This is a genomic window from Nocardiopsis sp. JB363 (genome assembly GCF_900143625.1).
GTDB lineage: Bacteria > Actinomycetota > Actinomycetes > Streptosporangiales > Streptosporangiaceae > Nocardiopsis.
In genome coordinates, this window is sequence record NZ_FRFF01000136.1 from 15,921 (window position 1) to 35,947 (window position 20,027).

The following is a 20,027-nucleotide window of genomic DNA, read 5'->3' on the forward strand; positions in this document are numbered from 1 at the left end:
AGCAACGCCTTCCGGCTCGATGAAGGACAAGGAGGAAGTGGGTGCGGGCGGGGGTCAGAGGGTGAGCAGGTGGTTCATCCGCGCGGGATCGTCCAACCCGGCCGACCACGCAGCCGCACCCTCAGGGGTGGACACGGTCTCGGCGAAGCCGGTCAGGACGCGTTCGGGCAGGGCTCCACTCCAGTAGGCGGTGACGAACCCACCGAAGGCCGAGGTGTACTGGCCGTGCCGGGCCCAGTAGGCCTCCCACGCCCCGGTCAGGACGTCAGCGTGGAACGGCGGGCCGTGTTGGCGGAGCTGGTCGCGCAGCGTGGTGGCAACCCAGGTCGAGGCCCCGGCACCTTGCCCGGAGGCGTGCTCCACGGTCATCGTGGCGTCCCCGATCCCCACCACCGGGGCCCCTTGGATGGTGGTGACGGGTCGACGCACCTGCGGATGCACCTCACGCACCAACTCCGACCCCGCGATCACCACCCCCTCAGAGCACTCCTGAGCCAAGTCCGGGGCCAGTCGGGCGAGCTGGGCGAGCACATGAGCCCAGGCACTCCGGGCGTGAGCGCCATGTCGGCGCGGCAGCCCCGCTCCTGTCTCGCCCCCCTCTTCTGGGGAAAAGGCAGGGTCCAGCGGGGTTCCAGGGCGTGCCATGACCTGAACACACACCGCTGAATACGGGGTGACGTGCATCGGCGGTGCGTCGATAGCCGAAAGAGAGCGCACCTGGAAGGGGGAGAGGGCATCGACCGTGAGCACGGGATAGACCATGACCTCACCCCAAGGACAGGAGAGGACCTCCACACGTTGCGGGAGCCACTCTTCGGGCACGGCCAGATGGGCCTGGACCACCACCCGATCGGTCGCCCCACCCGACCGATCCGGATCCGGGGCGAACAAGTGCCGCAAGTCGCTGTCGCTACCAGGGGCAACGACCACCAAGTCGTGCAACCGCGTGGAGGCGAACCCGGACACATCCGCAGAAGTACAGGCGCGCTCGTGGACCCGCCCGCCGCGCTCTGCCACGTGTTGGAGCCAGTAGGCGCTCTTGAGTCGGTGATCGATGGCCACCGCCGGGCCCGGCAACGGTGCGGTGAAGTCGAACTCCTCCCCGTGAGGAGGAACCATACGCATCCGCACCTCGTGCGCGGGCGGGGCGGTGTGCTGCCACAACCCCAAACCCAACGCCAGCTCGGTGGCGTGCACCGAGGGCAAGGTCAGTTGGGTCAGCCCCGCCGGATTGCCGAGAATCTCCGCAGTGGGGTGGCGTGTGAACACGTCCACGCGCCAACCGTCTTCCAACAAGCCGGTGGCCAGGGTCAGAGCGGAGTGGCCCGACCCGAAGATCACCGCACGGGGTGGCGTGGTCATCGGCGGCCTCCGTTCATCAGCGTCGAGCACAGATCCATCAACGCTTCGCACACACCACGCCTGTACACGTCACCGATCACCACCGGGGTGTGGTCGGGCAACCCCATGCAGGCGCGCACCATGTCGGTGTCGACCTCGCCTTCGGCGTCGTGGTGGATCAACACCACGACGGGCACACCGGCGGCCCGTAGTGTCGACAGACTCTCCCGGGCACTGGTCAACTCCTCAGGTGAGGGGCCGGTGATGACCACGGCACCGAATGCTTCCCGGCAGGCATCGCTCCACACCGAGCTACCGCCACCCAGGCCGCTGACCCCCAAAGCCAACATGTCCAGATCCGGAGCGATGCGCCTGGTGGCGACCTCGACACAGGGATCGTTCTGCAAACGCCAAGGACCCTCCTGGGCCAGGGTGGCCAGCGCGTGGTGGGTCTGCTGGTGTTGGGTGCCGACGATGAGCAACTTGACCACTGCGACCGCGACCGGCACCTGCTGCTCAAGCGCGGCCCAGGTACGCAGCCGCTCGGCCCGTGCCGGAGCACACACCGACCGCACCAGGTCCAGCTCCGCCAACTCCGAGAGCACCACCCCGGTCACGGCAGCAGAGTGGCCGGTGCGAGCGGCCACCTCGGCGACCGTTATCGCGCGCTGGGACTCCCGGCACACCCCAAGCGCATGCCAGAACACCTCCGGAAGATCCGGAGAGTAGGAGGCGGACACATCCGGATTGGCCTCGAACACCGAATGCATGAGAACCCCGGTCGAGGGACGGATCAACAGTGGTGCGGGTACCAGAGCGTTCACCGTGCTCCCTCCGTCAAAGGCTGTGCAACCGCTGGCACCGAAACCAGGTCCTGGGGGAGCAGGTGAACTGTGCGTGAGCAGAAGCGGGTGACGCCATAGGCGATCTGTTGCAGATCTCCGACGTGGTCGGAGAACAGCCCGAGCCCGAAGGCGGGCGACAACGGTGCCAGGACGAGCGCTCCGGAGCGGTAGCGCACCACGATCGTTTTTGCTTCGCCGCGATCGGTGAGCCGACCCATGCCGCGAGAGAGCAGCAGCACGTTGGTCATCACCGCGGTGACACTCTCGGCACCGACCTGGCCCAGGCCACCAGAGCGGAGCAGGTGCAGGCCATGGGTACCGAACACCACCCCATAGGAGGCGCCGGTGTCCTGGACCAACTCATCCAACGATCGCTGGAGCTCATCGCAATGTTCGGGATCAGGCGTGGCGGTATTCAACAGCCGTGGTGGTACGGGGGTTGTGGTCGACATGGAGAGCAGTCTCGAACCGGATACGCCGGTGAACCTATGCGTGTGCGCATGGCTTGGCGTTCGAATTCATGCGCGCTGTTCGATTCATCCAGGTTGACGAGCCCAAACACCTCATCAACCGGCTGATGGTTCCACCAAAAGCCCTCAACGGTCGGCGTTGTGGTAGCTACGGTGGGGGTATCTCGGTTGCGCCCCCTACCCCCAGGTGACGGAGGAAGCCCTCGATGCGTTGCGGTAACTGTGGGCGCGCTCGTGATGGATCACGGAACGCGTGTGCGTGTATCCCGTCGTGGGTGTGGCGGGAGCCGGTGATGGTGGCCGCGGTGCGTGAGCGTGATGCTCAGAGGGTGATTCAGTTCCTGCGTCGCAGGGTGAAGAACCTGTCTCAGGAGGCGTTGGCGCGGATGTGCGGGGTGGTGCAGAGCACCATCACCCGCGCTGAAGCGGGTAAGGGGCTCACCGACCGGCGCCGGGCCTACGAAGCCCTTCGTGGGCTCGGAGCACTGAGCACCGAACAGCTCCCAGCACGCAGCGGTGCGCGAGAAGTACCGCGTTCAACGTTCAGAAAACCGGTGCCGGGCCAGAGCAGCGATGTTGAGGAGTTGGCTCTGGGCCTCCTCCTGCTGGAGCGGGACTACCAAACGGTGCCCTCGACGGTGGCTCTGGCGCAGGCCGGAGAGCTACATGGAAGATTGACCCACAACCCAGGGTTGGTCCGTCATTCCACTACACAAAAACTCCGAGCGCGCTCCTGCTTGCTTATGGGCAAGCTGGTCTGGGACGCGTCGCAACGTCGAGAATCTCGTGTCGCCACCGCCTACCTTGACGAAGCCATCGCCACGGCACGGGCCGTTAGTGATGAGCACACTCTGGCCCAGGCACTACTGCGCAAGTCCTTCATCCCCCTCTACAATCCCACCGGCGACCATCACCTGGCGATGCACACCGCTCACCAAGCCATGAGAGCGGCACCCGAGACCCCCGAGCTCCAGGCGCTCGCGGCACTGCACGTGAGCGAGGCCCACGCTCGTCTCGCCCGCCCCCGTGAGGCTTCTCGCTACCTCGACATCGCCGATGACTACGCACGCACCGACCAGGCCCTCGACAACACCGCATGGGAAGGGCGCAGACTGCGGATCGCTGGATCGGTCTACCTTGCTCTGGGCCGACCCACCCACGCGCGCGACCTCCTCGAACAAGCCGCTGACCAGCTGAGCGAACGCCCCAAATCCCGGGGCATCGTTCTCGCCAACCTGGCTCTGGCCCACGTAGGCCGACGTGAGCCCGATGCTGCCGCCACCGCGCTCAACGGGGCCATGGACGTCGCGCACACCACCCGAGCCGGCGGGGCCACCTCCCTCATCGCCACCGCGCTGAAAGAACTCAACGCCTGGCGCACCGCGCCCGCCGTCGCAGAAGTCCAAGGTCGGTTCATCGACCTGCTCACCCGTTAGGACCCTCATGAGCTCGAGCAGCCCCGATGCCCAGGCAAAGAACCACCTTAGAGAGAAGATGTGGGCACTTCTGGATGCCGAGAACATTGGACGCACCGGCCTGGTGCACGGCAAGATCCCGAACTTCCACGGCGCCGACCAGGCCGCCCAACTGCTCTCCCAGCACCCCGGGTGGATCGCCGCTCAGATCGTCAAGGCGAATCCGGACAAGGCACAGGCAGAAGTACGCCGAGCCGCAGTGGAGGCGGGCAAGCTGCTGTACATGGCGGTGCCCAAGATCGCGACCGAGGATCCCTTCTACCTGATCGACCCGCAGAAGCTGTCCACCGCGCCCGAGATCGCGTCCTCCGGAAAGCTCGCCGCGCAGCACGCTCCCCGAACCCATCCTGAGAGGATGCGGCCCCTGGACGTCATTGTCTGCGGAAGCGTCGCGGTCAACCCCAACGGCGTGCGCATCGGGAAGGGCGCGGGCTACAGCGACATCGAGATGGCTCTGCTCGCGCAGGCGGGGTTGGTCACCGACGCCACCCTCGTCGTCACCACCGTGCACTCGTTGCAGGTCACCGATGAGCCGATCCCGGAATCGGAGCACGACGTGAGCGTGGACCTCATCGTCACTCCCGAGGAAGTCATCCCGTGCCCACCCAGGCGCCGCCCCTCCGGGATCCACTGGGAGTCCCTGACAGAGGACAAGGTCAGCGCGATCCCCATCCTCCAGGCCCTGCGAGAAGGCGGCAGGAGGACATGACGGTGGCCATCTCCTCCGAACTGCCATCACCTTCCCACCCACGGGTCTTCGCTCGGTGGATTCTTTCGACCGTTTCCTCCGGTAAAGCACCTCAAGCACGCAGCGAGAGGTTCCAACGACTTCGAGAGGCTCCAGGATGCGTTGCGGTAACTGTGGGCGCGTTCGTGATGGATCACGGAACGCGTGTACGTGTATCCCGTCATGGGTGTGGCGGGAACCGGCCATGGTGGCCGCGGTGCGTGAACGTGATGCTCAGAGGGCGATCCAGTTCCTGCGTCGCAGGGTGAAGAACCTGTCCCAGGAGGCTTTGGCTCGGATGTGCGGGGTGGCGCAGAGCACCATCACTCGCGCCGAAGCAGGGAAGGGGTTGACCGACCGGCGTCGAGCCCACGAGGCTCTCCAAGGGCTGGGCGCACCCTTGAGTGATGGACACCCCCGAACGTCATCGGACTCGATGGGAGCTCTCCTTCCTTGGGGGAACGGCTCTCTTGACCAAGGGCGGCCCGCCGTCGCCCATCAACTTCAAGAGCGCCTGGAACTCCAAACGGTCGATCACGCCCTGGTCCTGCTTCTTGAGCAACAGACTCAGAACCTCCGCCTGATCGACCGGAAACTGGGGGCGCACTTCCTCCTTGCACAGAGCCAGGCCCACGTGCAACAGATGCACGACCTGATGAACTGCACGCTTCCAGGAACAGTGCGTCGTGTACTGGCACGAGTGCTCGCCGAAGCCGCTTCCCTGACTGCCTGGCAGGCCCTGGACTCAGGGCAGCCCGCCACCTCCTGGCGCTACTACGAAACAGCCAAAGCCGCCGCCAGAGAGAGTGAAGACCCTGCGGTCTTGGCGTACGTGAGCGCTGAGCAGATCTATGTGCTCATGGACAGCGATCGACGTCGTGAAGCCCTCGCCATCATCACCGCCATCAACCATGGAAAAACCGGGTCCTTGCCACCACTCCTGCGCTCGTGGTTGTGGGCCGCAGAGGCGGAGGTCCACGCCGCGCTGGGAGAGAAAACGCGGCCTCGGAAAGCCTTGGACCGAGCCTTTGCGATCCTGCCTTCGGAATCGCATGATCCCGCGCTGCCCTTCCTCATGCTCGACCAGACCCACCTCTTGCGCTGGCGGGGCCACTGCCTGGCACGGCTGGGTGACACACAGGCGATCGACGATCTGACGGCTTCACTGAACGAGATCATCCCTCTTGGTCTGGGCCGGACCGAATGCGGACTACGCACGGACCTCGCACTGGCCTTCACCACCAGAGGCGAGCACACGTTGGCGCGAGAACAAGCGAAAAGTGCTGCCGTGTTGTCCGAGCGCTCCGGGTCACTCCGCCAACAGGCCCGCTTGAAGCGGTATTTCGGGAGCCGTGTCTTGCTAGAAGGACAAAAGGTGAAGTAGAGCGATGAGGGTACCTGAGCTCTGGATTTGTCCTTCGCTGATCAGGGAACGGACCTTGGCCAGAGGAACCCACACGTAGATGCCTTCGTCGAGCTCGGTCGGATCGTCGGTCGAAGAAATACTACGACCGACGAAAACGTGATGAGGGCTGCGGACCATCCCGATCATCGGCTCGAACGTGGCTACATGCTCCACTGAAGCGACCTGGTGGCCGGTCTCTTCCAGGGCCTCACGGATCACTGTTTGCCCGGGGTCTTCGTCCGGATCGACCAGGCCTCCGGGTAGTTCCCACCCCCATACATCGGGGACGAACCGGTGCCGAAAACTCATCAGCACTTGTTCCCGGGCTTCGTCCAGGATCGCGATCATGGCTGCGGCAGGGAGGGTGACGGTGTGGTGTTCGAATCTGGTGCCCGAGGGGGTGGTGACATCGGCTTTTCCCAATCGCACCCACGGATTGTCGTAGAGGGTGCGCTCGTCGTGCACAACCCAACGGTCCTGGTTTCCCTCGGTCGTGTCCATGTATCGAAGCTATCGCGGTGGAGTCTGTTGAACATCTTGGAGCAGGTATGTCCCACTTGAGCCTGCCGCGGAGGGAGACCAGGGGTGAAGTCGGCGTGGAAGCGCGCCGATGCTCTGCGGAGTTCCGGGTTCGATGCCGGGGATGTATCGCCACGCGGTGATGACCCACCCCTGATGCAGCAGTGGAGTGGAAGACCCTTCGCCCACCGTGTCGCGGGTGGGTCGCCTTCGCACAGCCAACGGGCGAGCGATAGTTTCCGGGCCGCCCGCTGCATTTGGTCGCGCGCGCAGATGCGCACGACCAACCCCTGCTCAGGGAGGTGGACGGAGGCATTCTCTCCCACAGGCACGAGAATCCGTGCTCCGCGACTCGACCAACCGAACTCGGCCTTGGTCTCGCCCACGATGCGCAGTGCTGTCTTGGTTGTCAATGATGGCGGTGATTCGACCACATGGTCACTGTACGTCCCGAAACCGTCGATCGATGCGAATTAAGAAACTTATTCGCGAGAGTAATCCCAGTTCAGGGCGCATAAATCGAACACCGCGCATGAATCGAACGTGAAAATTATGCACATGCGCATAGGAGGACCGGCCCGCTTCTCGGAAGACTGCTGGTACCGAGCGACCCAGCGGAAAGAGCAACCGTGTCGGAACAGGCATCCGGCACACGATCCATGGGAAAACGCCACGCACCAGGGGAGATCAATTTATGCCCGGCACGACCACCACCGCCCAGGATGAGGCAGATCAGCCTGGGTGGTGGTGGGCCGGATCGTCCGTGAGGATCACTTCCCCGACACCTCTGGAAACCCTCGCCTTTTCACCACACACAGTGATGGCATCGCGATGGTCGTGCCGTTGCCACACGTGAGACCGGGCGGCTCCGGGACGCCTGCCGCTGATACCTACCCGTATGGAGAAAAGAGACCTCGTGACCGAACCGACCGTTGACACCAGCCGAGCCGCCGAACTCCGCAGGCAGCTCACCGAGGAGCTCAAGGCGGACGGACTGATCCGCACGGACCCGGTCGAGAAGGCCTTCCTCACGGTCCCGCGTGAGCGATTCGCCCCGGAGGTGACCTTGGTAGAGGCCTACAAGAAGGGTGTGGTGGTCACCAAACGCGATGAGCACGGCACCACCATCAGCTCGGTTTCCGCCCCACAGATCCAGGCGACCATGCTCGAACAGGCCCGGCTGGACCAGGGAATGCGGGTAATGGAGATCGGGTCAGGCGGGTACAACGCCGCCCTGATGAGTGAACTGGTGGGACAAGACGGTGAGGTCACCACGCTCGACATCGACCCCGAGGTCACCGACCGTGCTCGCGCCTGCCTGAAGGACGCCGGATACAACGACGTCAACGTCGTCCTGGCCGACGGTGAGGACGGATGCCCCCAGCATGCCCCCTACCAGCGGGTCATTGTCACGGTCGGAGCCTGGGACATCCCTCCCGCGTGGATCGACCAGCTCACCCCGGACGGAACTCTGACGGTTCCGCTGCGCATGCGGGGTCTGACTCGCTCGGTCACCTTCGTCCGCCAGGGTGCCCACCTGGTCAGTACCTCCGCGAAGATCTGCGGCTTCGTCAAGATGCAGGGCGCCGGCGCTCACACCGAGCGGCTGCTTCTGCTGCGGGGGAAGGAGATCGGGCTGAGGTTCGACGACGGGGAGCCCGCCGATCCTGACCAGCTCGATGGCGTGCTGGACACCGAGCGCGCCGAGGCGTGGTCGGGGGTGGAGATCACCGCCTCGGAGCAGTTCGACACGCTCCAGTTGTGGCTTGCCACGGCTCTGGACGGGTTCTGCCTCATGAGTGTGGACCGTGCCCTGGACACCGGGGTGGTCTCTCCGCAGAACAAGCTGGCCTGCCCGGCCGTAGTAGATCGGGACAGCTTCGCTTACCTGGCCGTACGCAAGACCGAAGCAGACGGCGTGGCCCGTTTCGAGTTCGGGGTCCACGCCTTCGGCCCCCGCGCCCACGAGCTCGCGGAGTCCATGAACGCGGCGATCACCGCCTGGGGGCGTAGCCACCGCAGCGGATCCGTGCCACGCATCAGCTTCCACCCGGCCACTACCGACCCGAAGGACCTTCCTGAAGGACGAGTCCTGCGCAAGCAGCACGGGTCGGTCGTCATCTCCTGGTCCGACGAGGGCCAGGCCGCATCACACAACCCCGACGAAAAGGAGTAACCCCATGGTGAACCCCCTGGCCCCCAACGCCTTCGACGACTTCACGCTCGACATCCAGGTGGTGGAGGAAGCCACCCAGCCGCTGCCCGGACTGCTCCGCAGCACCAGTGACAACTGCGGTTCCACATGCGATGGGACCGCCTGCGTGTCCTTCGCCAGCGACCCGGCCTAACACCGGTATCGCTCCCCGGCGGGTCCGGGCGATGCTCTCGCCCGGACCCGCCACTATCCCTGTACACAGCGAGACAGGCAGGACCCCTGCTGATGGCACCGAGAGCGGACCGCACCCTGTACCACCGGGCAGGACCACCCCTGATCCGGGCCACGACCTACCCCCGGGACCTCCGATTGCCCGATGCCCCGGACCTATCAGGTGCGCCTGAGGACGCGGTCGAACAGGGGAACCGTTGGTTGAGGCACGTGTGGCGCGACGAACGCCTCCGGGGTGCCGTCCAGCACGCCAGCCCCGTTCTGTTCGAGCAGGTTGGACGGGTGGTGGCCGGGCACACCATGGACGCGCGACGCATCCGCCGCCTGGTCCGCTCGCTGGGCTCCTACGTGCTGCGCTGGCGGGGAAGGGCCACTCCGTTCGGTCTGTTCGCCGGAGTGGCCGAGGTGAAAGCGGGCACTCAGACACGGGTGCGCTGGGGCGATGGCCACCGCACGATCGCCCGTGCTGGTGCTGACTGGCTGGAGAGAGCCGTGGACCGGCTGGAACAACAGCCCCGACTCCTGCACCTGCTGCCGGTGATCGCCAATGCCACCGCGTTCGTCCGAGACGACCGGCTCGTCATCCCCGGTCTGCCCAGCTCCCAGCGACCCAGGGAGATAGCGCCTCAAGAGGTATCGATCCGCCATACTCCGCCCGTGCGCGCCGCCATGGCAGCGGCTCAGGTTCCGTTGCTCTTCCGGGAACTCCTCGATGCCTTGGTCGCTGAGTATCCGAACGTTCCGCGCGAACAGACCCGGTTTCTGTTGGCCGCATTGGTGGCACAGAACTTCCTGATCACCAGCCTGCGCGCCCCGATGAGTGAGCCCGACGCCCTCGCCTACCTGTGCACCCACCTGGACAAGTACGGAGCCGAGGAGCTTCCCGAGACGGCCGACATCGTCAGCGAACTCCGCGAGACCCACCGGGGCCTCGAATGCCATCGGCAGTCACCCAGTGAGGTCGGGTCGGTCGTGGACACCGTGCTGGACGCCGGCATCACCCTGCCGGAGAACGTGTTTCGGGAAGCCGAAGCAGCCGCAGCCGCGCTGATCCGCCTGAGCCCCTACCCTTACGGCTATCCGCGGTGGAAGGACTTTCACTCCAGGTTCCGGGAACGCTACGGCCCAGGAGCCGTCATCCCGGTGGTCGAGGTCGTCTCCGATGCCGGTCTGGGTCTGCCCGCCGACTATCTCGGCTCTGCGCATACCAGCGCTCGGCCGGCCCTGACCGAGCGTGACCGGTACCTGCTCGCCCTCGCTCAAGAGGCTGCCCTCAGCGGCCGAACAGAAGTGGTCCTGACGGACAGCATGGTCGATGAGATCGCCCTGGGTGAACCACAGGAGGTGCTTGCTCCCTCCCGGGTCGAGCTCGCCTTCCAACTACACGCCCCCTCAGCAGGGGCCGTGGACCGAGGGGACTTCCGGCTTCTGGTCACCTCGGCTCCGCGACCGGGCAGCAGCATGGCCGGCCGGTTCGCCCACCTGCTGTCCGCCTCCGCGAGGTCGGGCCTCGCCGAGAGCTATACGTTTCCCGCGGAACCGGGCACGGTCACCGCGCAGCTGTCCTTTCCGCCACGTCAGCGGCGTACAGCGAACGCCGTCCGCACTTCCCGGCTCCTGCCCGTGATCATCCCCCTGGCAGAACACCACGTGCCCGGCGGTGACGTCATCGGCCTGCACGACCTCGCCCTGACCGCCGACGCGCGCCACCTCAGGCTCCTCCAGCTCTCCACCGGCCGCTACGTCGAACCACGGGTGACCCACGCGCTCGAGGCCGCCGTGCTCACACCTGCGCTGGCACGGTTCCTCGCCGAAGCCCCGACTGGTCGCTGCGCTGTCTACCAGGCCTTTGACTGGGGAGCGGCGTCATCCCTGCCCTTCCTGCCCCGCCTTCGACGCGGGCGTACCGTCCTGGCCGCTGCCCGGTGGAGGCTGAGTACGGACAGCCTCCCCGGCCCAGGTGCGCCGAACTCTGCCTGGGTGAAGGCGTTGAGCACCTGGCGGGAGCGCCTGGGGGCGCCCACGGAGGTCGTCATGTGCAGCGCGGAAATGCGCCTCCCCCTGAACCTGGATCGCCCGCTGGACCGCGAGGTGCTACGGGCACGGCTGGAGCGCACCAGCACCGTCGAACTCCGTGAAGGACCCTCCCCGGACTCCAACGGATGGTTAGGACGCGCCCACGAAATCCTCGTCCCCTTCCACCACACGGCCGCCGACCCTCCACTGAAGACCGAGCGACCGAGCACGCCCGTCACACCGTCAGAACAGGGGAAGCTACCGGGGTTCTCCGACGTGGTCCACGCACAGATCCACGGACATCCCGCTCGCCAGGACACCATCCTCCTGCGCCACCTGCCGGACCTGGTCAACGAGTGGCCGGAGCTGCACTACTGGTGGTTCGAACGACACCACGACCTCACCCACCCCGACCGAGACCAACACCTCGCCCTGTACTTCCGCCTGCGCTCGGAGCGGGGGTACGGCGACGCCGTCACCCGGATCGGAGCCTGGGCTGCCACTCTTCGCAGCCATGGCCTCGTCCCGCACTTCCAACTGGCCACCTACCACCCGCAGACCGGACGCTACGGCCACGGAACGGCCATGAGCGCCGCTGAACGGCTCTTCGCCGCGGACTCCGCAGCAGCCCTGGCCCAAGCGGCGTACACCGCACAGGCGGGTACTCCCGGGGAGGTGGTCACCGTCGCCGGAATGTACGACCTCGCCACCTCCTACACCCCCAACGCCCGGGAGGCCGTCGAATGGCTCGTCGACCATCTCCCCCACGAAGCACCAAAGCTCGACCGCGTCGTGCGGGACCAGGCACTGCACCTTGCAGATCCCGACAAGAGCCGAGAAGCACTCCAGGCGCTGCCCACCGGGCAGGAAGTGCTCCGGGCCTGGCAGCACCGACGCACCGCCTTGAGCGACTACCGTGCCCGCCTGGCCTCCCAGCGTGACCCCGAACCGGTGCTGCGCTCCCTGCTGCACCTGCACCACACCCGCGCACTCGGCGCCGACCCGCAGCGCGAACAACTCACCCACCACCTCGTCCGCGCCGCCGCCCAGCGCGACCTCGCCAGGAAGACCACACGATGAGCGCCCAGACCGCAACCCCCACCGCACAATCCCAGTCCCTGGCCACGGGCACCATCGGCACCGCACTGATGCACATCGAGCACGCCCACACCGGCGAAGGAAGCTGGGAGAGGGCCCACACCCAGGTCCACAAAGCGGCCGCAGACCCGGTCAGCGCGGCAGACGAAGCATGCCTGTACTTCGGAGCCCCCGCACTGGCGTTCGTCCTGCACACGGCCCAAGCCGACGGAGCGCCCCGCTACGCTGCGGCGACAGAGCGCATCGACACGGCGGTGAGGCGCCTCGCCCACCGCCGACTCGACCTCGCCCACGCCCGGATCGACAGGGCACAACCCGCGGCCTTCGCCGAATACGACCTCCTGCACGGACTGACCGGGATCGGCGCCCACCTGCTCCACCACGACCCCGCCGATGACGTGCTCGGACGCATCCTCACCTACCTGGTCCGCCTCACTCGACCTCTGGTCATCGATGGGCGGAGACTCCCCGGCTGGTGGGTCCACCACGACCCCCAGCGTGGAACCTCCGCCCACTTCCCCGGCGGCCACGCCAACCTCGGGATCGCCCACGGCATCACCGGCCCGCTCACCCTCCTCGCCCAAGCCCAGCTACGCCAGATCACCGTCGATGGGCAGAGCGAGGCCATCGAGCTCATCTGCGCGTGGCTGGACTCCTGGCGTAGCGAAAACGACACCGGCACCTGGTGGCCACAGTGGATCACCTCCCAAGAGCTGCGCAACAGTCGAACCGACCAGAGCGGACCGCAACGCCCCAGCTGGTGCTACGGCACACCCGGCCTGGCCCGAGCCCAACAGCTCGCCGCCCTCACCACCGCAGACACCGACCGCCAACGCATGGCCGAACAGGCCTTCGCCGACTGCCTCGCCGACCCCAACCAGCTCGCCCGCGTTCACGACCCCGGCCTCTGCCACGGCTGGGCCGGTCTAACGCAGACCGCGAACCGCACCGCCACCGACGCGCTCACCCCGGCAATCGCCCACCACCTGCCGTTCCTGAACGACCGCCTCGACCAGGAACAAGCAGACACAGAAGGGTTTCTCGACGGACAGGCGGGAGTCACCCTGGCCCAGATGACCGCAACTCAAGGCTTGCCCCCGGTCACCGGGTGGGATGCCTGCCTGCTGATCAACTGACCCGCCCCGTACCTAAGGAAGGAGAACAACGCCGTGGAAATCTCCGACACCGGGCATCCACTCGCCCAAGGAGTTCTCGACGTGCTCTCCGGGACCCCACCGGAGAGCGCCGCCTTCCGTGCCGGAGTGGAAACGGACCACCTCGAGGAGGCAGTCCAGGCCTACACCGAAGCGGGCGCCACCGCCCTCCAGATACAGGCCCAAGAGCACGGCTGGCACCAGGTCCACATCGAGTTCACCGACTGGCGGACGGCCGAAACCACGGTGACCGAACGACTCACACCCCGACTCCATCACGCCGAACAGTCAGGACTCGTGGACTCCTGGTGGTTCATCCGCAAAGCGCCTTGCTGGCGACTGCGCTTGCGGCTCAGTGACACCACCACTCCCGGCGACGACCTGCTCAAACGAATCCTCGACGGCTTCTCCACTCCAGAGGCCGTCATCCGTTGGCGACGAACCGTCTACGAACCCGAAACCCTCGCCTTCGGCGGACCCGAAGCGATGCACACCGCCCACGACCTCTTCCACACCGACAGCCGCGCGATCCTCGACTACCTCAACGCACACGCGACCGTCCTCGGCCGCCGCGAGCTGTCGACGATGCTGTGCGGCGCTCTTTTCCGAGGCGCGGGCCAGGACGAGTTCGAGCAAGGCGACATCTGGCACCGCATCGCGCGGATGCGTCCCCTCCCCGAGGACGTTCCGCCTGAGCGCATGCCAGAACTGAGCGTCCCCCTGCGCCGGCTCCTCACCGCCCACCACCCCACGCAATCCCCGGACAACCCCTTGGCGTTCACCGTGCCTTGGATACTCGACTTCGCCTCCGCCGGACGAGCACTGTCCCAAGCTGCGCACGCCGGAACCCTCCAACGCGGCCTACGCGCCGTCCTGGCCCACCACGTGATCTTCCACTGGAACCGAATCGGCCTAACCGCACGCACCCAGAGCATCCTCGCCCACGCAGCCCGCACCGCACTGATGGACACCGAACCGGGACCCTCACAAGGGACCAGATGCTGACACACCCCGACCCCAAGACCGCCGCCCGGATGAGAGCGGCACACACACGCGCACGAGCTGCGCTCCACGCCACGGCCACCTCAGATCCTGATGAGATGTGGGGGTGGCGTGGGCGAACCCTGAGTCGGCCGGTAACCACGGCACACGGCCCGGCATGGCTACGCCTGGCCTGCGCCCCAACCGATCGGATCGTCGCCACCTTCTGGAACGGAGTCGTTGACGCCGAACAGGCCATGCCCACCACGCTGCCCCGCCCCAAACTGCGCGACCTGCACGACTGGAACCACGGATCATGGTCCTACCGGGCCGAGCTGTACGACAGGGCCTCGTCTCCTGCCGCTTCAAAGACGGCAGTGCTCACCCACGAGCCCGACCTGCCACCGAGCTGGTGGGACGGACTACGCAGAGCCCTGCACACGATCTCGCGGGTGCGAACACACCGGCGCACCGCCTTCCAGCCCTTTCTCGACCACGCCATGCCCCGCTACCTCGGGGCACCCGTCGACACCGTCGCTCCCTCGTGGTCGACCGCCCACGGAGACCTCCACTTCGCCAACCTCGGCGCCCCGGCCCTCATCCTCTTTGACTGGGAGGGATGGGGAGTGGCTCCGACCGGCTACGACGCGGCCATGCTGCACAGCTACAGCCTGCTCGTACCCTCCGCGGCCGCACGGATCCGAAAGGAACTGGCACACATCCTCGATACCCCCGCTGGGCGGTTCGCCGAGCTGGTCACCATCACCGAACTCCTGCACCTCACTGTCAGGAGTGAGGAAACCGAGCTCCGAACTCCTCTCCTCCGGCGCGCCTCGCACCTTCTTGAACGGGCCCGATGAGTACCCCTGCCGTGGTTGTTCGGCTTCTGTCCATCTTTGCCGCTTCGCACCCCGGGAAGCTGTTTCAGTGTTCCTCAATGGGCCGTTGAGTGCGTGTCGAAAGATTCTAGAAAGAATTTCTTAGAGAGCCTTTTAGTGAATGCTCACGGTGACTCATGAGTCCACTGCGCAAGTATCTGAGTCATCCAGTGAATCCAGCATATCCGCAGGTAGTAGCTCTGAGTCCGCTCCTGGTTGCATGACTCACCCGTCGCGGGTAAAAGATCCTAGAAGGAAATACTTTACCTTCCCTTGGTGCTGATGAGTCACTTCTGAGTCTGCTCTGAGTCGAGTTTGAGCGTGCTGTGAGCCCGTTCTGAGTAACCCCTGAGTCCCTTGTGTCTTTAAGTGGTCGGTGTCGGATCCCGGTGGCACTTCCAGGGGGAACACATGAACCTTTCTCTGCTTTGTGAAATTGAATCCAGCTTCGTCGCGATCGCGCCCACACACCTGACCCTGCACGGCACCCACGTGCACCCCTTGTTGGAAGAGCGCACGTATTCGCTCTTTGAGCTCCGTGAGGTCCTGCTGGACCGGGCGACCGTGAACCAGCTCCGGGACGCGGTGTGGCAGCACACCTTCCGTGCTGCCCGCCACTCCCAGGAGTGGATGGCCGGCGCGCTGGGACTGGCGATGCCGATGCTGCGCTCGGCAGTGCGCCACGCCGGCCGCGGCCTGGACCAGGCCAGCGAGGCGGACCTCCAAGCCGAGGTGGTCACGGCCGCGATCCGTCAGATCCGCACTGCCAACATCGACCACGCCGGGCAGGGCTACTTCCTGCTGTGCCGGGTGCGCCGCGCAGCCCTGGGGGAGCGCAAACGGGCCCAGATCGCCGCCCAGCAGGTGCTGCTGGATGAGCGGGAGGTCAGCACCGAGGCCGAGCTCGCGGCGACCCGCTCATGTGAGCCGGTCCTGGACGCGGCCGTGCGAGCCGGGACCCTGACAGCCACCGAAGCCGAGTTGATCGCCCACACCCGCTTGGAAGGGGTCTCCCTGGTGACTCTGGCCACCCAGACGGGGGTGGGCTACAAGACCCTGGCGAAACGCCGCCAGCGTGCCGAGGCACGGTTGGCCGCCGCGTTGCGCCCGGCATCCGGACAAGCTCGCGGGGGCGAGCCCGCAGCGGTGGCTACACCGATCTCGTCCGCGTATGCGCGCCCCTTCAGTGAAGCCGTCGAGACCACGGTGTCGAATCCGGGCTGGCCGCTGGCTTCCTAACCAAGTGAGAAGACCGGTAGGCCCACCCCGGTACGACCAGTGGGCCTGCCGGTTCCCGAGCAGCGGACACAGAAGAGCCAGGTGGGCGACAAAGAGCCCGGTACTGAAAAAGGGGGATAGGTGCGCAGGTTGTTCGTGATCATGGCCGCCCTGTTGATCGCCACCGTGTGGAGCTTGCTCACAGCTGACGACGCCTCATGGGTGTGGGCCACCACCGAAGGAGACGTCGAGGGGCCGGATGAGTCAGCCGAAGCCACGGTCGCGCCGCTGGTGGCTGTGGTGAACCGGGTCTACTTGGTGATCATGGTGCTCGCTACCGCGCTCGGGACCCTTTTCCTCACGATCGCGGGGGTGCGGTGGCTGGTCGCTGGTGGCGAACCGGGCGCGATCGATGGAGCCAAACGGGCGCTGAGCGGTGTGGCCTTCGGTTATGGGATCGCGGTTCTGGCCACGGTGCTGATGGCCATCTTGGAGTGGATTTTGGCCGCCGGTGAGGCCGGTGGTGGGGAGTGAGTCCGGCGAGCATGCGGGGCCGGGCTCCGGCGGACCCAGGCCCGCCTTCGGATGAGCCGTTGCCTCCGCCTTCCGATGATCCGCTGCCACTACCTGAAGCACCCGACCCTGAACCAGAACTCGTGCCTGAGTCGGAGACGGAGCCTGCTCCAGAGCCGGAACCTGAGATCACCGATGATCCGTTGCCGCCTCCGGAGGACGAACGTGAGGATGAACCGCGAGGTGGCCCACAGGAGGTTCCTGAGGAATCGGTCGAGCTGGAGACCGATGACAAGATCTTCGACTGCGGGCTGACCGACGGCGGATGCCACGTCAGCAACTGGTTCGCGGACTTCGTCGTCTCCGGGCTGAACCCGGCCCTGGGCTGGTTGGCGGAGAAGGCGTTCCACACACCGTTGCCCACCGAAGGCATGAAGGCCCTGCACACCGGAATCCTGACCACGAGCAACATCCTGTACCTGCTGCTGGTGGTCGCGGGCGGAGTGATCGTCATGGGATACCAAACGGTCCAAACCCGCTACGCGATCGGGGACATCCTGCCCCGGCTCGTGTTCGGGTTCGCCGCATCGAACCTGTCGCTGTGGCTGGCCACCGAGATGGTCGGAGCCTCTAATGACATCGCCCAAGCAGTCGGAGCGGCGGGCATCGACCCACAAGAAGCAGCGAAGAACTTCCGCGACCGCATCGATGTGCTGCTCATGGAAGCCGTCGTCTTCATCCTGCTGCTGCTCGTGGTCGTGGTCGTGATGTTGGTGGTGTGGATGATCACCGAAGCGGTCCGTATCTGCATGGTGATCGTCCTGGTCATCGCCGCACCCCTGTTGCTGATGTTTCACGCGCTACCGCACACCAACCGCCTCGCCGAGCTGTGGTGGAAGTCGATGGTGGGATTGTGCGCGATCCCCATCGCCCAGGCCATCGTCTACATCGCGATGGCCCAGCTGTTCTTCGAGGGCCAGATGACGATCTTCGGGAACATGCCGGATGCGGCCGCGGCGCCCGGCCAGGTGCAGCACCTGGATCTGGGAACGGCGGCCTCGGGCACCGTCACGTTGGCCGGCAGTGTCCTCGCCTCGCCCACCACCGAGGACGTGGGCGAGGACGGGTGGCTGATGAACCTGATGCTGCTCTTGGTGCTGCTGTATGTGCAGATCCGGATCAGTTCCTGGGTGATGAAGCTGGTCTGGCAACCCAACCCCGGCACGAGCCCGATCGCGGCGTTGCTGAAGAACATCGCCTGGATGATGGCGTTCCGCTCTGTGGGCTCCATGCGGATGCCGGGAGTGTTCCGCACCGGCCTGGACCTGGGGCTGCGTAAACCCCAGTTCGGTCGGCCCCACCGCGCTTCGGGGAAACCGTTGCCCCGGTACAAGCCCCAGCCCGGTAACGGTCTTCAACCGTTGCAATCCCAGGCGTGGTGGTACCGGAACCGCACCGACCCACCCGAACCGATCGGGGACTTGACCACCGCAGGTCGGCGCGCTCTCCCCGGGCCCGGGGCTCGCGGTCCCTGGCCTGGACCAAGCCCCGACCCGGGCACGCCGCCACCTGCTCTGCCGGGGCAGAAAGCGTTGCCGCCGGTACCGCCGCCACGCCCTGGTTCACCCGCACCTGTTCGCCGCGCGTTGGAGGAGGGCCGTATGCCCGGATCACCCACGACCGGACAGCAGACACTCTTCGCACGCCCCTCACCGTCTGGGGCCAAACCACAGGGTGGTGGTGCTGCTGGGGTGCCGCAGCGCCGGTGGCGGCAAGGCGTGCTGCCCACCCCGCCACCGGTCCGGATCCCCGGCCGTAAGGGAACCGAACGTCTCGGCCTTCCCGAACCCGCGCCTCGCCCCGCCTCCGCGCCGAGGCTGCGTCACCTACCCGACATGCCGCCGGTGCAGTGGAGCAAACCCGCTCACGTCAAGGGGCAGAGGCCGCTCTTCCCGAACCCGAAACGGGGGTGGAAGCAGTACGGGCTCTTCCCCAAACCCCGCCGCGACACCACGTAACCACTACCCGCGTTCGACGAATATCGCGAAAGGGAGCATGTGCCTGAAGAGCCGTCTGCGTGGCGGGGCCGGATCCCCGCTGACATCGACCGACCCGAACCGATCTTGTTCAACCTCACCACCCGCCAGTGCCTGATCATCGCACCCGCCCTGGCCGGAGCCTGGGTCGCTTACCTGCTCCTGCGTGAGGCCATCCCGCTGTGGGTACTCGCGCTGGTATTGGCCCCCCTCTTGGGGGTGGTCATCGCGATCGCGCTGGCCGAACGCGACGGCCGGGGCCTGGAGAAAGTGCTGGCCAACGCCTGGGCGTGGAAGCGCTCGCCCAAGCACCTGGTACCCGTACCTTCCGGTGAACTCCCTACGTTGCCGCGTTGGGCACCCCGGTTCATGCAACCGAAGCTGGCGCCGTTGCGCCTGCCCGCCGCCGCGGTTGCCCCCAGCGGGGTGATCGACCTGGGAGGGAGGTGCGCGGCGATCGTCGCCTGCACCACGATCCCGTTCCAACTCGCCTCGGGCCGCGAACAGGACCAGGTCGTGGCGGCGTTCGCCGGGGTCCTCGACTCGCTGACCGAACCCATCCAGATCCTGGTGCAACGCCGCCGAGCTGATCTGTCGGGGCTGGTGGCGATGGTGCGTGCCAACGCCGACCATCTTCCCCACCCTGCTTTGGCCGGTGCCGCGGCGGCGCACGCCGACTTCCTCGACGAGATCGCCGCCACTCACGAGCTGTCCCATCAGCAGGTACTGGTCGTGGTCACCGCCACCGGGCCCGCCCGCCGCACCGGTGGGGCATTGCGGCGCCGCACGGAAGACGTGGCGGATCGGCTCGCCGCACTCGGGGTGCGCACCCAGGTCCTGGACGGAGAGGCGGCCGAACATGCGCTACGGGCGGCGATGAGCGCCCCCGGCACACACCTGACCGACACCGACCCCGACGACGCAGACCCCGACACCGACATCACCAACGAATAGGAGGACTGAGC

The 20,027-nt window shown here is 66.3% G+C and carries 17 protein-coding genes; 13 read left to right on the plus strand and 4 right to left on the minus strand.

All coding sequences use genetic code 11. From position 1 onward, the window contains the following. Nucleotides 1-54: 54 nt before the first annotated feature. From BQ8420_RS21815 to BQ8420_RS21825, 3 genes are read right to left on the minus strand one after another with little or no spacing between them, the layout of a single operon-like run. Nucleotides 55-1,362 (minus strand): hypothetical protein, encoded by a 1,308-nt coding sequence (locus tag BQ8420_RS21815; RefSeq protein WP_087101025.1) that lies wholly within the window; start codon nt 1,360-1,362, stop codon nt 55-57. Continuing rightward, entirely contained in the window at nt 1,359-2,165 is an 807-nt protein-coding gene (locus BQ8420_RS21820; RefSeq protein ID WP_087101026.1) for a hypothetical protein, read from the minus strand. The genes BQ8420_RS21815 and BQ8420_RS21820 overlap by 4 nt, the downstream gene beginning before the upstream one ends. Then, nucleotides 2,162-2,638 (minus strand): roadblock/LC7 domain-containing protein, encoded by a 477-nt coding sequence (locus BQ8420_RS21825; RefSeq protein ID WP_087101027.1) that lies wholly within the window; start codon nt 2,636-2,638, stop codon nt 2,162-2,164. Before BQ8420_RS21825 ends, BQ8420_RS21820 begins: the two co-directional genes overlap by 4 nt. A 323-nt stretch (nt 2,639-2,961) precedes the next feature. Here BQ8420_RS21825 and BQ8420_RS31535 point away from each other — a divergent pair, with 323 nt between their 5' ends. The 3 genes from BQ8420_RS31535 (at nt 2,962) to BQ8420_RS31540 (ending at nt 6,242) form a co-directional block, all read left to right on the plus strand. Further along, nucleotides 2,962-4,092, plus strand: a complete 1,131-nt coding sequence (locus BQ8420_RS31535) for a helix-turn-helix domain-containing protein (RefSeq protein ID WP_143847455.1) — start codon at nt 2,962-2,964, stop codon at nt 4,090-4,092. A 7-nt stretch (nt 4,093-4,099) separates the two neighbouring features. Further along, nucleotides 4,100-4,840: a 5-formyltetrahydrofolate cyclo-ligase gene (locus BQ8420_RS21835; protein ID WP_087101029.1), complete on the plus strand. Its 741-nt coding sequence runs from the start codon at nt 4,100-4,102 to the stop codon at nt 4,838-4,840. A gap of 223 nt (nt 4,841-5,063) precedes the next feature. Beyond that, a complete protein-coding gene (locus tag BQ8420_RS31540) occupies nt 5,064-6,242 on the plus strand; it encodes a helix-turn-helix transcriptional regulator (protein WP_235006410.1) in 1,179 nt (392 codons plus the stop codon). Here the strand turns inward: BQ8420_RS31540 and BQ8420_RS21845 are convergent. Continuing rightward, nucleotides 6,219-6,764 (minus strand): NUDIX hydrolase, encoded by a 546-nt coding sequence (locus BQ8420_RS21845; protein WP_087101030.1) that lies wholly within the window; start codon nt 6,762-6,764, stop codon nt 6,219-6,221. The genes BQ8420_RS31540 and BQ8420_RS21845 overlap by 24 nt on opposite strands. Before the next feature lie 934 nt (nt 6,765-7,698). On the opposite strand from BQ8420_RS21845, the gene fxlM reads away from it, so the two are divergent. The 10 genes from fxlM (at nt 7,699) to BQ8420_RS21895 (ending at nt 20,016) form a co-directional block, all read left to right on the plus strand. After that, entirely contained in the window at nt 7,699-8,958 is a 1,260-nt protein-coding gene (fxlM, locus tag BQ8420_RS21850) for a methyltransferase, FxLD system (RefSeq protein ID WP_087101031.1), read from the plus strand. Between the two features lie 4 nt (nt 8,959-8,962). Further along, nucleotides 8,963-9,130 (plus strand): FxLD family lanthipeptide, encoded by a 168-nt coding sequence (locus BQ8420_RS21855; RefSeq protein WP_087101032.1) that lies wholly within the window; start codon nt 8,963-8,965, stop codon nt 9,128-9,130. 92 nt (nt 9,131-9,222) lie between these two features. Next, nucleotides 9,223-12,264, plus strand: a complete 3,042-nt coding sequence (locus BQ8420_RS21860; RefSeq protein ID WP_087101033.1) for a lantibiotic dehydratase — start codon at nt 9,223-9,225, stop codon at nt 12,262-12,264. Beyond that, entirely contained in the window at nt 12,261-13,418 is a 1,158-nt protein-coding gene (locus BQ8420_RS21865) for a lanthionine synthetase C family protein (protein WP_087101034.1), read from the plus strand. Before BQ8420_RS21860 ends, BQ8420_RS21865 begins: the two co-directional genes overlap by 4 nt. A 33-nt stretch (nt 13,419-13,451) precedes the next feature. After that, the gene (locus BQ8420_RS21870; protein WP_087101035.1) at nt 13,452-14,441 is read left to right on the plus strand and encodes a thiopeptide-type bacteriocin biosynthesis protein; all 990 of its coding nucleotides are present in this window, start codon (nt 13,452-13,454) and stop codon (nt 14,439-14,441) included. Between the two features lie 233 nt (nt 14,442-14,674). Next, entirely contained in the window at nt 14,675-15,277 is a 603-nt protein-coding gene (locus BQ8420_RS21875; protein WP_200816043.1) for a phosphotransferase, read from the plus strand. 429 nt (nt 15,278-15,706) lie between these two features. Beyond that, nucleotides 15,707-16,534 (plus strand): hypothetical protein, encoded by an 828-nt coding sequence (locus BQ8420_RS21880; RefSeq protein ID WP_087101036.1) that lies wholly within the window; start codon nt 15,707-15,709, stop codon nt 16,532-16,534. A gap of 120 nt (nt 16,535-16,654) precedes the next feature. Next, nucleotides 16,655-17,047 carry a hypothetical protein gene (locus BQ8420_RS21885; protein ID WP_235006411.1) on the plus strand — a complete coding sequence of 131 codons (393 nt, stop codon included), beginning with the start codon at nt 16,655-16,657 and terminating at the stop codon, nt 17,045-17,047. A 122-nt stretch (nt 17,048-17,169) separates the two neighbouring features. Further along, nucleotides 17,170-19,044: a hypothetical protein gene (locus tag BQ8420_RS21890; RefSeq protein WP_143847457.1), complete on the plus strand. Its 1,875-nt coding sequence runs from the start codon at nt 17,170-17,172 to the stop codon at nt 19,042-19,044. 39 nt (nt 19,045-19,083) lie between these two features. Then, nucleotides 19,084-20,016 (plus strand): PrgI family protein, encoded by a 933-nt coding sequence (locus BQ8420_RS21895; protein WP_087101038.1) that lies wholly within the window; start codon nt 19,084-19,086, stop codon nt 20,014-20,016. The last annotated feature ends 11 nt before the right edge of the window (nt 20,017-20,027 follow it).

Coding starts and splice junctions, on each gene's coding strand:
- BQ8420_RS21860 (WP_087101033.1), top strand. CDS start 9,223: ATGGCACCGAGAGCGGACCGCACCCTGTACCACCGGGCAGGACCACCC.
- BQ8420_RS21865 (WP_087101034.1), top strand. CDS start 12,261: ATGAGCGCCCAGACCGCAACCCCCACCGCACAATCCCAGTCCCTGGCC.
- BQ8420_RS31540 (WP_235006410.1), top strand. CDS start 5,064: ATGGTGGCCGCGGTGCGTGAACGTGATGCTCAGAGGGCGATCCAGTTC.
- BQ8420_RS21880 (WP_087101036.1), top strand. CDS start 15,707: ATGAACCTTTCTCTGCTTTGTGAAATTGAATCCAGCTTCGTCGCGATC.
- BQ8420_RS21835 (WP_087101029.1), top strand. CDS start 4,100: ATGAGCTCGAGCAGCCCCGATGCCCAGGCAAAGAACCACCTTAGAGAG.
- BQ8420_RS21825 (WP_087101027.1), bottom strand. CDS start 2,638: ATGTCGACCACAACCCCCGTACCACCACGGCTGTTGAATACCGCCACG.
- BQ8420_RS21855 (WP_087101032.1), top strand. CDS start 8,963: ATGGTGAACCCCCTGGCCCCCAACGCCTTCGACGACTTCACGCTCGAC.
- BQ8420_RS21875 (WP_200816043.1), top strand. CDS start 14,675: ATGCCCACCACGCTGCCCCGCCCCAAACTGCGCGACCTGCACGACTGG.
- BQ8420_RS21845 (WP_087101030.1), bottom strand. CDS start 6,764: ATGGACACGACCGAGGGAAACCAGGACCGTTGGGTTGTGCACGACGAG.
- BQ8420_RS21815 (WP_087101025.1), bottom strand. CDS start 1,362: ATGACCACGCCACCCCGTGCGGTGATCTTCGGGTCGGGCCACTCCGCT.